This window comes from Paraburkholderia ultramafica (assembly GCF_902859915.1).
In the GTDB taxonomy this organism is placed as follows: Bacteria; Pseudomonadota; Gammaproteobacteria; order Burkholderiales; family Burkholderiaceae; genus Paraburkholderia; species Paraburkholderia ultramafica.
Genome location: NZ_CADIKK010000004.1, coordinates 99,936 through 113,763, shown reverse-complemented (window position 1 = coordinate 113,763; position 13,828 = coordinate 99,936). Strand labels below are relative to the sequence as shown.

Annotated in this window: 12 protein-coding genes; 7 read left to right on the top strand and 5 right to left on the bottom strand. The window is 66.8% G+C overall.

From position 1 onward, the window contains the following. The first annotated feature begins 2 nt into the window (after positions 1–2). Both xdhB and xdhC read left to right on the top strand, forming a co-directional pair. Entirely contained in the window at positions 3–2,369 is a 2,367-nt protein-coding gene (gene xdhB, locus HV744_RS05790; RefSeq protein ID WP_175148580.1) for a xanthine dehydrogenase molybdopterin binding subunit, read from the top strand. A 106-nt stretch (positions 2,370–2,475) separates the two neighbouring features. Continuing rightward, positions 2,476–3,042, top strand: coding sequence for a xanthine dehydrogenase accessory protein XdhC (gene xdhC / locus HV744_RS05785; protein ID WP_175148728.1), 567 nt, complete (start codon positions 2,476–2,478; stop codon positions 3,040–3,042). Between the two features lie 101 nt (positions 3,043–3,143). Here the strand turns inward: xdhC and HV744_RS05780 are convergent, their stop codons facing one another. The 3 genes from HV744_RS05780 to HV744_RS05770 form a co-directional block, all read right to left on the bottom strand. Next, positions 3,144–4,124, bottom strand: a complete 981-nt coding sequence (locus HV744_RS05780) for a LysR substrate-binding domain-containing protein (RefSeq protein WP_175148579.1) — start codon at positions 4,122–4,124, stop codon at positions 3,144–3,146. 267 nt (positions 4,125–4,391) lie between these two features. After that, a complete protein-coding gene (locus tag HV744_RS05775; protein WP_175148578.1) occupies positions 4,392–5,042 on the bottom strand; it encodes a 2-hydroxychromene-2-carboxylate isomerase in 651 nt (216 codons plus the stop codon). 93 nt (positions 5,043–5,135) lie between these two features. Continuing rightward, positions 5,136–6,662 (bottom strand): TAXI family TRAP transporter solute-binding subunit, encoded by a 1,527-nt coding sequence (locus tag HV744_RS05770; RefSeq protein ID WP_175148577.1) that lies wholly within the window; start codon positions 6,660–6,662, stop codon positions 5,136–5,138. A 678-nt stretch (positions 6,663–7,340) separates the two neighbouring features. Between HV744_RS05770 and HV744_RS05765 the strand changes: the two genes are divergently transcribed. Together HV744_RS05765 and HV744_RS05760 are read left to right on the top strand one after the other, a co-directional pair. Next, entirely contained in the window at positions 7,341–7,691 is a 351-nt protein-coding gene (locus HV744_RS05765) for a BON domain-containing protein (protein ID WP_175148576.1), read from the top strand. A 319-nt stretch (positions 7,692–8,010) separates the two neighbouring features. After that, positions 8,011–8,259: a hypothetical protein gene (locus HV744_RS05760; RefSeq protein ID WP_175148575.1), complete on the top strand. Its 249-nt coding sequence runs from the start codon at positions 8,011–8,013 to the stop codon at positions 8,257–8,259. 66 nt (positions 8,260–8,325) lie between these two features. On the opposite strand, the gene HV744_RS05755 is transcribed toward HV744_RS05760, so the two are convergent. Both HV744_RS05755 and HV744_RS05750 read right to left on the bottom strand, forming a co-directional pair. Then, positions 8,326–9,114, bottom strand: a complete 789-nt coding sequence (locus HV744_RS05755) for a sulfite exporter TauE/SafE family protein (RefSeq protein WP_175148574.1) — start codon at positions 9,112–9,114, stop codon at positions 8,326–8,328. Positions 9,115–9,364: 250 nt separating this feature from the next. Beyond that, positions 9,365–10,006, bottom strand: coding sequence for a LysE family translocator (locus HV744_RS05750; protein WP_175148727.1), 642 nt, complete (start codon positions 10,004–10,006; stop codon positions 9,365–9,367). A gap of 387 nt (positions 10,007–10,393) precedes the next feature. On the opposite strand from HV744_RS05750, the gene HV744_RS05745 reads away from it, so the two are divergent. The 3 genes from HV744_RS05745 (at position 10,394) to HV744_RS05735 (ending at position 13,728) form a co-directional block, all read left to right on the top strand. Continuing rightward, entirely contained in the window at positions 10,394–11,287 is an 894-nt protein-coding gene (locus HV744_RS05745) for a LysR family transcriptional regulator (RefSeq protein ID WP_175148573.1), read from the top strand. A gap of 213 nt (positions 11,288–11,500) precedes the next feature. Then, a complete protein-coding gene (locus HV744_RS05740) occupies positions 11,501–12,490 on the top strand; it encodes a hydroxymethylglutaryl-CoA lyase (protein ID WP_175148572.1) in 990 nt (329 codons plus the stop codon). Continuing rightward, positions 12,487–13,728 carry a CaiB/BaiF CoA transferase family protein gene (locus HV744_RS05735; protein WP_175148571.1) on the top strand — a complete coding sequence of 414 codons (1,242 nt, stop codon included), beginning with the start codon at positions 12,487–12,489 and terminating at the stop codon, positions 13,726–13,728. The genes HV744_RS05740 and HV744_RS05735 overlap by 4 nt, the downstream gene beginning before the upstream one ends. The last annotated feature ends 100 nt before the right edge of the window (positions 13,729–13,828 follow it).

The window sequence follows — 13,828 nt, the reverse complement described above, 5'->3', positions numbered from 1 at the left end:
CAATGAATCAGCAAGCCGAGCCGTTTCTGAAGGATCTTCAGGATCTCGACGACTTCACCCAGGTCCACATCTCGCGTCCGCACGAGTCCGCGCATCTGCACGTGAGCGGCCGCGCCACTTACACCGACGACATCCCGACACTCGGCGGCACGCTGCACGCCGCGCTCGGTCTGTCGTCGAAAGCGCACGCGAAGATTGTATCGATCTCGCTCGACAAGGTGCGCGCCACGCCCGGCGTGGTCGCGGTCTTCACCGCCGACGACATCCCCGGCGTCAACGACGTCGGCCCGATCATTCACGGCGACGATCCGATTCTCGCTGACGGTCTCGTCCAATACATCGGCCAGCCGGTCTTCATCGTGGTCGCGACGTCGCATGAAACGGCGCGTCTGGCCGCGCGCCGCGCTGAAGTCGTCTACGAGGAACTGCCGGCGATTCTGACCGCGCAGCAGGCGCGCGCCGCGAACCAGCATGTATTGCCGCCGATGAAACTCGTGCGCGGCGAAGCCGGTATGAAGATCGCGCGGGCTGCGCATCGCGAGGCCGGTGAAATGCTGCTCGGCGGCCAGGAGCAGTTCTATCTGGAAGGCCAGATTTCATACGCGGTGCCGAAGGACGACGACGGCATGCACGTCTACTGTTCGACGCAGCACCCGACCGAAATGCAGCACATGGTCGCTCACGCGTTGGGCGTTGCTTCGCACAACGTGCTGATCGAATGTCGGCGGATGGGCGGCGGCTTCGGCGGCAAGGAATCGCAATCGGGTCTGTTCGCGTGCTGCGCGGCGCTCGCCGCGTGGAAGCTGCTGTGCCCGGTGAAACTGCGACCGGACCGCGACGACGACATGATGGTCACGGGTAAGCGCCACGATTTTCACTACGCGTATGAAGTGGGTTACGACGAGCGCGGCGTGATCGACGGCGTGACGGTCGACATGACTTCGCGCTGCGGTTTCTCCGCCGACCTGTCCGGCCCGGTGATGACGCGCGCGCTGTGCCACTTCGACAACGCGTACTGGCTGTCGGACGTGACGATCGATGGCTTCTGCGGCAAGACCAATACGCAGTCGAATACTGCGTTCCGTGGCTTCGGCGGACCGCAAGGCGCGTTCGCGATCGAATACATCATGGACAACGTCGCGCGTTCGGTGGGCGTCGATGCGCTCGACGTGCGCCGCCGCAACCTGTACGGCAAGACCGAGCGCAACCAGACGCCGTACGGCCAGATCGTCGAAGACAACGTGATTCACGAGCTGATCGACGAACTCGAGGCGACCAGCGAATACCGCGCGCGTCGCGCGGCGATCAACGAATTCAACGCGAACAACGAAGTGCTGAAGAAGGGGCTCGCGCTGACGCCCGTCAAGTTCGGCATCGCGTTCAACGTGACGCACTTCAACCAGGCCGGCGCGCTCGTGCACATCTACACCGACGGCTCGGTGCTGGTGAACCACGGCGGCACCGAAATGGGCCAGGGCTTGAACACCAAGGTTGCGCAGGTCGTCGCGCATGAACTGGGCGTGGGCTTCAACCGCATTCGCGTGACGGCCACCGATACCAGCAAGGTCGCCAATACGTCGGCGACGGCGGCGTCGACGGGTTCCGATCTGAACGGCAAGGCCGCGCAGGATGCCGCGCGCCAGTTGCGCGAACGCCTCGCGGCGTTTGCCGCCGAGCGGTTCGGTGCGGGACAGGTGAATGCCGCGGACGTGCGCTTCGTGCACGACCGGGTGGTGGTCGGCGACGTGATCGTGCCGTTCGAAGAGGTGATCGCGAAGGCCTATGTCGCGCGTATCCAGCTCTGGTCGGACGGCTTCTACGCGACGCCGAAGCTCTACTGGGATCAGTCGAACCTGCAAGGCCGGCCGTTCTACTATTACTCGTATGGGGCGGCGGTGTCGGAAGTGGTGATCGATACGCTGACCGGCGAAATGCGCGTGCTGCGCGCGGACGCGCTGCATGACGTGGGCGCGTCGTTGAACCCGGCGCTCGATGTCGGCCAGGTGGAAGGCGCGTTCATCCAGGGGATGGGCTGGCTCACGACCGAAGAGTTGTGGTGGAACACGGGCGGCAAGCTGATGACGCATGCGCCGTCGACGTACAAGATTCCGACTGTCAACGATACGCCGCCGGTCTTTAATGTGCGGCTGTTCAGGAACCGCAATGCGGAGGACAGTATCCATCGTTCGAAGGCGACCGGCGAGCCGCCGTTGCTGCTGCCGTTCTCGGTGTTCTTTGCCGTGCGCGACGCGGTGTCGGCGGTGGGCGACCACAAGGTCAATCCGCCGCTGAACGCGCCCGCAACCAGCGAAGAAATCCTCAAGGCGGTCGGCGCGGTGCGGGCCGCGACGGCGGCGGCGCGGCAATGAGTGCGGCGGCTAGTGCGGCGGCAAGCGTGCCGGCAAGCGCGGCGCAAGGCGTGGCGGAATGCGGAGCACAACGCGCGTGAACAATCTACTCACTGGGATGACCGTCATGAACGATTTCTCGTCCGTTCAGATCGGCCGGCGCAGCGCTGTGCATGTGCCGCGTCCGGCGCCGATGCACATCGTGCTGTTCGGCGCGGGGCACGTCGGGCACGCGCTCGTCAGGCTGCTTGGCAGCTTGCCGTGCGTGGTCCAGTGGGTCGACGAGCGCGACGAACTGTTCCCCGACGAAACACCCGCCAACGTGCAGATCGAAGCGACCGACACACCCGATGTGATCGTCGATACGGCGCCGCCCGGCGCCTACTTCCTCGTGATGACGCATAACCACGCGCTCGATTTCTCGCTCGCCGCACGCATCATGCGGCGGCGCGATTTCACCTATTTCGGCATGATCGGTTCGAAGACCAAGCGCGTGAAATTCGAACGGCGTCTGCTCGAGCGGGGCGTGGATCTGGACCGTCTGGTGGAGATGACATGCCCGATCGGTGTGGACGGCATCGTCGATAAGGCGCCGTCGGCGATCGCGGTGGCGGTGTGTGCGGAATTGCTGCAGATCAGGACGCGGCAGGTGGTGGCGCAGATGGCGACGCAGAAGCTTTGCGCGAGTGTTTGATATGGGTGGCGCCGATACGAGTGCCTGACAAGGGAAGGCGGTAGACGGCAGGCGTTCAAGGCCGAACGTCTGTCGCCACTCCTCAATAAAAGCCGCCACTCCTACCCGCCCGACTCTTCCTTTTTCCGCGGCCGCTTTGCGCGCCGCACCTTCTGCGCGACCAGTTGATCCGACACCTGGGACATCAACGCCCTGAGCCAGCCGACATCGCTCGGCCGATCCGGCTGCGGATGCCATAGCTGATAGCACTTGATGCGCGGAAACGCGATCGGCACCTCGACCACCGCGAGCGGCAGAATGTCCGCGTAGTGCATCGCGAAGCGGCGGGTCGTCGTGAAGATCAGATCCGACTGCAGCAGCGTCTGCGGCACCAGCCCGAAGTAGGGCAGCGTGGCGACGATGCGCCGCTCGGCGTGCGCGCGCGCGAAACCCGTGTCGATCGCGCCGCCGCGCGCGCCGCTATACGGCGTCGGCGCGAGATGCGGCGCCGCCAGATACGCTTCGCGCGTCATCGGCGCGCGGGTCAAAGGATGATCGGCGCGCATCAGGCAGACCACCGTATCGGAGAACAGGTCGCTGCGTTCGAAGCGCGGATCGGGCTTCGGCCAGTTGCCGATCACGAGATCGAGTTCGCCGGCGTCGAGCGCAGCGGAGTGATCGAGCAGCGGGCCCAGCGATTCGATTTCGAGCCGCGCATGTGGCGCCGCTTCGCGAAACTGCGCGATCACGGTCGGCATGAAGAAGTCGTTCAGATAATCCGGCGCGGCGACACGGAAGGTGCGGCGCGAGCGGCCGGGATCGAAATCGCCGTGCGGCGTCGCGACGAAATCGACTTCGCGCAGCACGCGTTGCGCGGAGGCCAGCAGCGATTCGCCATATTCGGTCGGCACCATGCCCGACTTGCCGCGCACGAGGATCGGGTCGTTCAGCGTCTCGCGCAGTTTGCGCAGCGCCGTGCTGATGGCGGGCTGGGTCTGATTCAGACGCAGCGCGGTTTGTGTGACGCTGCGCTCGACCAGCAGCGTGCGCAGCACGCGCACGAGCCAGATATCGAGTGAGGCGGCGGTGTCGTCGTCGTCCATGGTTTAAGCGAGGCTGTGCAGGCGGAACGGGCCCGGATGAAGCGTCGGACGAAGCCGATCCGCGACACAGCCCGCGCGCAGGCGCAAAAGGTTATTACCTTAGGCCCGTTTGCGGTGCAGCGGCATAGCAGGCGCGGTATGGCCGGGATCAGCGGGGCATCTTCGACGCAATCTTGTGGCAGCCGAAGCCAACGCCAACGCCAACGCCAACGCCAACGGCGCCGCCGTCCGCCTCGCGCGAAGCCCGCCCCCCGCCTTACGCCCCGGCTACGCCGTCTCGTCCGTGAGACCCGACGGCAGCGAACTGATCCGCTTCACTTCCGTCGATTCGAGCCAGTTCGGCGTACGCGCGCAGTACAGCACCATCGGCAGCGCGTCTTCGCCCCAGAACAATTGGTCGTTCAGACGAAACGTCGGCACGCCATAGACGCCGAGACCGATCGCATCCGCCGTATTGCGCTGCAATTGCGCCTTCACTGCTTCGCTCTTGATCAGCTCGGGGCCGTCCGGCATGCCGACGCGTGCGCACAGCTCGGCGAAGCCCGCGTCGCTTGACGGATCGCGGCCGTCGCGCCAGATGAAGCGGAAAATCTCGCGCACGAAGTTGATGTCCCCGTTCGCGGCGGTGGCCAGCAGCAGCGGCTTCATCGAATCGAACGGATGCGCGGGCGGCATCTTGTACGGAATGCCGAGCTGCTCCGCGCGAAACAGCGCGTGCCGGTACACGAAGGTGCGCTTCGAGGGCACGCTGTAGGCCGACCGCTGTCCCCAGTGACCATACAGGTCGTTCAGCACCACCGGCGTGAACACGAAGTCGAAGCCGGGCCATTTGTCGTGCTGCTCGAGCAACAGGTAGGTGAACGGCGAGACAAAGTCGTAAAACCACAGCGGTTGCCTGGCGTCGATGCCAACGGTCATAGATGTCTCCCGGATTGCCTGTTTCTGACGGCGCGTCTGCTTCAACGTCAAAATTGTAACGATCTTACGCGGTGCCGCCACGGCTTGCACCGGTCAATATGATTTGGTGTCCGTGGCGCCGCTGTTGGTTGGGTTGGCGGTGTTGTCGGGCGTTTCGCCAAGCGCGGCCGCTTCATGCGCCGCGGGCGCGGCAGGTTCGGCGCTGGCCTCGTCCGACCCGTGGCCCGGCTCGCCGTCCGGCCGCTCTTGCGACCCGTCGTCCGCTTCTTCGAACTGGGCTTCGCGGCTTTGCGTGAGCCGCTGGCGCACGAAACCGATGTGCTCGCGCAGCACGTAAAACTGATCCGCGTACGCGAGCGGCATCTTCAGCCCGTTGACGGACTCCTCGATCGCGTCGAGCCGTTCGATCAACGACGCGCGCTCGGCGGGCGAGTTGTCGTTGAGCGCGCTGCGCTCGATCGCGATCAGCGAGCCGTACCAGCGATAGATGCGCGATTTCACCCGCCACGCATACAGCCCCGGCACGATCCGCAACGCCGGAATCAGCAGCACGATCAGCGGCACCACGATCACCAGCAGCCGGTCGGCGAGACTCGCGATCCAGAACGGCAGCGTCCGGTAGAGGAAGCTCTTGCCCGACTTGTAGTAGCGCGCGGCGTCGTCGCTGATCGGGAAGTCGTGCGCGAGCGGCGCGGGGAATTCGCCGGCGCGCTGCATGATGGTCGCGCCGCCGTGCACTTCGCGCGCGGCTTCGATCAGCAGATCCGACAGCGCGGGATGCAGCGAGTCGCGCGCCACCAGCTCGGCGGTCGGCGCGACGATGCTGATCGCCGCCGACGGCAGATTCTTGCCGAGGTCGAACGCGCCCATCGGCATCTTCAGCTGGGTCAGGTACGGAAAGCGGCGCGTATAGGCTTCGGCCTGCGTGAAATCGTAGAAGCGCACGTTCGGCGTGCGATACAGCTTGCCCATCACCGCCGGCTGCGCCGAATCGCCGGCGAGGAAGGCCGCGTCGACCTTGCCGGAGATGAGCGCGTCGGCGGCGTCCTCGCCCGACAGCGGCAGCAGTTTGGTCGCGCCGCCCGGCACGATGCCGTTGGCCTTGAGCAGCGTGAGCGCCAGCTCACGCGTGCCGCTGCCCTCGGCGCCGACCGCCAGCCGCTGGCCCTTGAACTCGGAGAGCCACATCACCGGCGGGCCATGATAGAAGACCGCCAGCGGCACATACGCCACGCTGCCGAGCGACATCAGACCTTTGTCCACCGCGCCGGGCGCGATGCCGCCCTGCACGAAGCCGACGTCGACGTCCGCTTTCGGGTCCGAGAGCCGCTTGAGATTCTGCAGCGACCCTTCCGACGCCAGCACGTTCAAGGTGATGCGGTTGCGCGCCAGAATCGCCTTGTACTTCTGCGCGGCGTTCCAGAAGGTGCTGCCTGCGGGGCCGGTGGTGATGGTCAGCGTGTTGGGCGGCGCGGGCTGGATGAGCCGCACGGCGACCCAGATGGCCGCGGCGGCGAGCAGCAGGAGCGGTCCGAACGAGAACGCCAGATCGCGCCAGGAGATCGCGACAAAACGGGCGACGAGACGGGGAGGGCGCTTTTGGCCGGTGGCTGGCTTCATCGGATGACGTGACGGCTACGGTCGAAAGTGGACAGGGGCGGCGCTCTGCGGCGCACGAACCGGGGCGAGGCACTCGCAGCGCACGAGCCAGGCCGCGCCGGCCGTGGCGAATTTCGCGCGGGCCGCGCGGCAGCGCGCGTCGCGCCGATGGTACCTGAGATTCACAGGACGGCGAAACGCGTGACGGCACACGACGCCGAGAAACCCGTAACAAATCGTGAACCCGGCGTGAACCCGGCGTGAACCCGGCGTGAACGCAGCATGAACCTGACGCGAATGCGCGATCGATGAGGAGCGGATGCCAGTCGAATACCACCCGGCCCACATGCAGGCGCCGCGGGCCACGCGGATGACTAAACCCTTTGCGCTTCCGGCCCGGCTAGATTAAATTGAGCATCGCTGCCGCGAACTGACGTTTGCGCCGCGCGACCCGGCACCACACACCAGAACCGGGCGCGCTGCCGAACTTCGCGGCTTGCCGGTTCCCGTACCGCACTGCATGGCCGCCATCGCATGCGGCAACGGCGGCCGGCCTCTCTTGCCTCTCGCACACCGTGTTGCAGCCCTAGTCGGCCGGCGCCGAGCCGCACCTTGACGCGTCTCGCGCGTGGCCGCCGGTAGTCGTAACGAAACCGCTTGTACACGCGGTCCAATGTGAAACCAAGGAGAAGAGAAACTATGAAATCGGTCGGTTATCTGAAAACGCTGGGTTCGGTTGTGGCAATGGTGGTGGCGTGCAATGTCTACGCTCAGGCAAGCGATGCGCAGACGGGCGCGACTGCAACGGCGGCTGAAAACGTCAAGGCCGGCAAGCGGGCGAATCACGAGCTGGGCCGCAAGGTCCGCGGTGCGCTCACGAAGACGCAAGGCCTCGACGTGTCGAACATCTCCGTGCGTGCTCGCGCAGGCGCGGTGACGCTGACGGGTACGGTGCCCGACCAACGCCAGATCGATTCTGCCGGCGAAGCCGCGAAGGGCGTCGCGGGCGTGAAGTCGGTGTCGAACAAGCTGACCGTTATGCAGCAGTAACCGGTCTGTCATGAGCGCACGGCACGCAGCGGCCGGCGCTCTGCGGACCTGACCGGCGCACGCGGCGTCACGCTGGCGCAAGCGGTTCGGCACTGTGTGCACGATCGTGAAGCCTGCCTGCACCAGGGCTTCGGCATAGCGCCGGAGCCCTTTTTTTGCCTTTATGTTTCGCCGCGATGCTTTTTTGAAATCGTGATGATGGCTTGCCGCCGATGCGCACTGGATGCCAGCGCCGCCACGGTGAGTGCTCCGTGCGCTGTGACACATAGTTGACGTCTCGCGAAGCGTACTGTGACACATGGGAACCGGAGTCAATGCCATGGGAACCACGCTTTTGCGCTATACCGATCTGCCGATCGGCGATCGGGCAGCTTTCGAACTGGTGTGCGCGCGGCACGGCTTCGCGCCGGCGCATTTCGACATCAGCGCGTGCGCGAAGCCGGGCGAGCCCGCGCACGAGCGTCTCGTCACCGTGCGGCGCGGCGGCTGGGCGCAGTCCTATCAGGACCGTCATGGTCAATGGATCAGGCAGTTCGAGGCCGATCTGACCTGCCGGTTCTTCAAGTAACCGCGGCCCGAGCGGTGCGGCGCCGGTGCTTGTGCCGGCGCTTGTGTCAGTGCCTGGGCCGGCGCGTCAGGCCAGCACGAGGCGCACGCCGACCAGCGTCAGCGTGGCGGCGAGCAGGTTGCGCAGCAGCGCATCCGGCGCGCGCGACGACAGGTAGCTGCCGATCGCGATGCCCGGCAGCGACCCCACCAGCAGCGACAGCAGCATCGACCAGTCGACCGAACCCAGCAGCCAATGACCGGCGCCCGCCAGCAGCGTGAGCGGCACCGCATGCGCGATGTCCGAGCCGACGATGCGCGCGGTCGGCAGCAACGGATACAGCAGCAGCAACACCGTCACGCCGATTGCGCCCGCGCCCACCGAAGTCAGCGACACCAGCGCGCCGAGTATCGCGCCGGTCAGGATGGTCAGCGCCAGCGTACGCCCCTGTTTCGGCGGGCGCTTGACGCGCGCGCCAAGCGCCGCGAGTTGCGGGCGGAACACCAGCGCCACCGCCGTCACCAGCAGTGCCGCGCCGAGCACGATCTGGATCAGCCGGCTCGCGCCCGGCGTGTCCATCCCGTGGCGATGCAGCAGGATCAGCGTGAGCGTCGCGGCCGGCACGCTGCCGGCGGCGAGGCGCAACGTGACCTGCCAGTCGACCGAGCCTTTCAGACCGTGCACGAGGGTGCCGGTCGCCTTGGTGGCGGCCGCGTACAGCAGGTCGGTGCCGACCGCGGTGGCCGGATGCACGTTGAACAGCAGGACCAGGATCGGCGTCATCAGCGAGCCGCCGCCGACACCCGTCAGTCCGACCAGAAAGCCGACGAACAGGCCGGAGACGGAGTACAGCAGATCGATGTGGGGAAGTGCCATTGAGCGGACCGCGGACGGTCGGGTGGGTGGAAGGGTTGGGCGGCAAGGCCGGCGTGTGCGTGCTGCCGCGCGTCGGCGCAGCGCCGCGCATAGGTCGCCGCAGTTCGCCGCAGTTCGCCGTAGTTCGCCGTAGTTCGCCGCAGGCGCGCCACGGGCCGCGGCGAAAGCCGCTATTGTCGCAAAACTGCCGCGCTTGCGTGCGGCACGCGGCCGGCCGCGAACGCTCGCCGCATCGCGCGGCGAATCCCGCTCAAAGCGCGCGGCGCATCTCGACGATGCCGAACGCCGCCAGCATGAAGCCGACCACGCGGTCGATGGCGACGCGCAACTTGCTGCCGATCGCATGGCGCGCGAGCGACACCACGGTCACCAGAAAGCACCACCACGCGATCGAGCCGGCGAACACGCCGGCCACCGTCGTCAGCGCGATGGTCGATGAAAACGCGCCGCGCGGTGCGAGCGTCGTGAACAGCGCGGCGAACATGATGACGGTTTGCGGATTGGTCAGCGTGAGCAGCAAGGAGCTGGCGTACGCGCGCAGCGCGCCGGCGCGGCCTGCTTGTGCGAGCTTGCCGTCGCCGTTGCCGTTTGCAAGGTCGGCGGCCGGCTTCTGCAGCAGCGTACGCACGCCGAGATAAAGCAGAAACAGACCGGCGAGCAGATGCAGCGGGCGGTCATAGGCGAGCATGAACTGCGAGATGCCGACCAGACCGAGCGCCGCGATCAGACCGTAGAGCGCGTCGCCGGTCGCGATGCCGAAGCCGATCGCCAGCCCCGCGCGCGAACCGCCGGTCAACGTGCGGCGGATGCACAGCATGCCCATCGGGCCGACCGGCGCGGCAATCGCGAGGCCGACGCCCGCGGCGGTGAAGAAGAGACTGGTGGTGGACATGGTGAAGCCCTTGAGCGGTTGTTCTGGTTCGTGGCGCGGGTTGCGGTTCGCTGCGGTTTGCGGTTTGCGGTTGCGGTGCGGTTGCGGTTCGCTGCCGTTCGCGCCGGTTCGTTCGGGTTCATGCGGCTTCGCCGGTTGGCGCGGCGCTTCAGGAGTGCGGGCGGCCAGCGCGTCCGTCAGCATAGCCAGACCGGAAAGCGGGGGCAAGACCGCGCGTGTTCGAGCGGAGCCATGCTCGCGCAAAGTCGAGGTACGCCACCTCGCACCTGGCCGGCTGGCCGATGGAGCCCGGCTCGCGCGCGAGCGGTGGATACCCTGGGATCGGCTCGGCCCATGCGTTCCTCGGGCATAATTTTGCCACTTCAAATTCCGGGGGCGCGCCCGCTCATGTGGCAGATCGATCAGGTGACGCTGCGCTTGTTCATCGCCGTTTGCGAGGAAGGCACGATTGCGCGGGCGGCCGAGCGCGAGTTCATCGCGCCGTCGGCGGTCAGCAAGCGGCTCGCCGATCTCGAGGCGCTGGTCGATGTCGCGCTGCTGTCGCGCAGCCAGCGCGGCGTGCGCGCGACCGCCGCCGGCGAGGCGCTGCTGCGGCATGCGCGGCTCATCATGCGCGGCCACGAACGCTTGCAGGCCGAACTCAGCGAGTACGCGGCCGGCGCGCGCGGCCACGTGCGGGTGCTGGCGAACGTGTCGTCGATGGTGGAGTTTCTGCCCGAGGCGCTGTCGATCTTCCTGAAGGCCAACCCGCGGATTCGCGTCGACGTCGAGGAGCGCGTGAGCGCGGAAATCGTCCGGGGTCTGGAAGAGGGCGTCGCCGATCTCGGCATCTGCCGCGACGTCGTGCCGATGGGCAGTCTCGACGTCGTGCCGTATCGCGCCGATCATCTTGCGCTGATCGTGCCGCGCGCTCATCCGCTCGCGGGCGAGGCCGAAGTCGGCTTCGAGCAGACGCTGGCGTTCGATCATCTCGGACTCGCGTCGAATGCGTCGGTGAATGCGCTGATGCAGCGCATCGCCGTCGAGAAGGGCAGCGAACTCAACTATCGAACCTACGTGTCGACGTTCGACGCCGCTTATCGCTTCATCCAGGCTGGCCTCGCGGTGGCGATTCTGCCGCGTGAGGCGCTGCCCCGCCATGCCGCCGACGAATACGGCATCGTCGCCGTGCCGTTGCGCGAAGCATGGGCCGAGCGGCGCTTCGTGATCTGCATGCGCGACCGGAATGCGTTGACGCTCGCGGCGTCGCATCTGCTGGAGCATTTGCTGCGGGCGGTGTGAGCGCGGATCGCGTTTTCGCCCTCTGAAAAGCCCTTAAGGGTTTCCCCTTTGCGACCGCGCACGCCCGTCCCGCTTGCCTGAGCGGCCATCGCGAGCGGCGATGGAGTGCGTCGCCAACGCAGACTTCCCCACGCGCCCGGGCGCGGGCACGCTGTCATCCAGTTGCTTCATTCCCCGCATCCCCAGCGGGACTCAACACCGGGATTCAAGACCATGAGTGACACCCAGGAGCGCGTCGTCGTGACCGAAGTCGGCATGCGCGACGGTCTGCAAAGCGTCGCCCGCACCATGTCCACCGAGTTCAAACGGCGCTGGATCGACGCCGCCTATGCCGCCGGCGTGCGCCAGATGGAAGTCGCGTCGTTCGTGCCCGCGAAGCTGCTGCCGCAAATGGCCGACGCCGACGACGTCATCGCCCACGCGCTCACCTATGACGATCTGATCGTGACGGCGCTGGTGCCGAATCTGAAGGGCGCGCAACGCGCGCTCGAAGCCGGCGTGCAGCGGATCGTCGCGCCGATTTCGGTGAGCGCCGCGCATAGCCTTGCCAATGTGCGCAAGACGCCCGCCGAAATGATCGACGCATTCGCCACGATCCGCGAGTTGATCGATAACGCGTCGAACGCCGGGGTGCGGCGCGTCGAACTGATCGCCGGTTTGTCGACGGTGTTCGGCTGCACGCTGCAAGGCGCGGTGCCCTATGCGGATATCGCCGCGATCGCGCGCGCCGCGGTGCAAGCGGGCGCCGACGTGATCGCGCTCGGCGACACCACCGGCGAAGCGACGCCGCGCCAGGTCGGCGAGATCATCGAGCTGGTGCGCGAGGTCGCGGGCGACCGGCTGCGCTCGCTGCATTTCCACGACACGCGCGGCCTCGGTCTCGCCAACACGCTGATCGCGCTGCAACACGGCATCCGCGAATTCGACGCGTCGCTGGCCGGTCTCGGCGGCTGTCCGCATGCGCCGGGCGCGACCGGCAACGTCAACACCGAAGACCTCGTGTTCATGCTCGACAGCATGGGCTACGACACCGGCATCGACCTCGCCGGACTGCTCGCGTCGCGCGCGGTGCTCGCCGACGCGTTGCCCGGCGAACCACTGTATGGCTATCTGGCGCGCGCCGGTTTGCCGAAGCAGTTCGGCGCCGCCCGCCAAGGTTTCGCCTCTCGCCAACCCTCTTCCGAACCGCAGGTACTGCAATGAATCCGCTTTCCTCTACGTCAGCTTCCACTCCGCCAGCGCCGCGGCAGGGCGCGTTGCCGCTCGCGGGCATTCGCGTGATCGAGTTGTCGCATATGGTGATGGGGCCGACCTGCGGGATGATTCTCGGCGACCTCGGCGCCGAAGTGATCAAGGTCGAGCCGCCGCGCGGCGACGGCACGCGTCGTCTGCTCGGCACCGGCGCGGGCTTTTTCCGCACCTTCAATCGCAACAAGAAGAGTGTCGCGCTCGACCTCGACAGCGAAGCGGGACTGGCCGCGCTGCACAAGCTCGTCGATAGCGCCGACGTGTTCGTCGAGAACTTCAAGCCGGGCCGCATGGCGAGCCTCGGGCTCGACTACGCGACGCTGCGCGAGCGCAATCCGAAGCTCATCTACGTGTCGCACAAGGGCTTTCTGAACGGCCCCTACGAACACCGCCTCGCGCTCGACGAAGTCGTGCAGATGATGGCCGGCCTCGCCTACATGACCGGCCCGGTCGGCCGTCCGCTGCGCGCGGGCAGTTCGGTCAACGACATCATGGGCGGCATGTTCGGCGCGATCGGCGTGCTTGCCGCGTTGCACGAGCGGCATACGAGCGGGCGCGGCAAGGAAGTGCAGAGCGCGCTGTTCGAGAACTGCGTGTTGCTGTCCGCGCAGCACATGCAGCAGTTCGCCGCGACGGGCGTGCCCGCCGCGCCGATGCCCGAGCGCATCAGCGCATGGGCGGTGTATGACGTGTTCACGCTCGCCAACGACGAGCAGATGTTCATCGCCGCGACCGGCGACGGCCAATGGCGCGCGCTGTGCGCGATTCTCGGCCGTGCCGATCTGCTCGCCGACCCGCGCCTCACGACTAACAACGACCGCGTGCTGGCGCGCGAGTGGCTGCTGAAAACGCTCGGCGAGACGCTGAGCCAATTCGAAGGCGCGGCGCTCGTGCCGCTGTTCGAACGCGACCACATTCCGTTCGCGTCGATCACGAAGCCGGAGGAGTTGTTCGACGATCCGCACCTGAACGAGAGCGGCGGCCTGGCCCGCCTGACGCTCGACGACGGCAGCGAAACCGCGATGCCCTTGCTGCCGATTTCCATGGACGGCGCACGTTTGCAGCCACGCCAGCCGATCGCGAAGATCGGCGAGCACACCGCCGAAGTGCTGCGCGGTCTCGGTTACGACGAAGCGCAGATTGCTGAGCTGGGCAGCAGCGCGACGCCTCCGGCGCCGCGCGAAGCAGCCTGACGCGTGTTGCGCGGTCAGGCATCGCGGCGGCGCGCCTTCGCTTGCGCGCGGCGCGTCGTGCGATGCCTTGAACGCAGGTCCTCAATCTCATCCGGCGGCA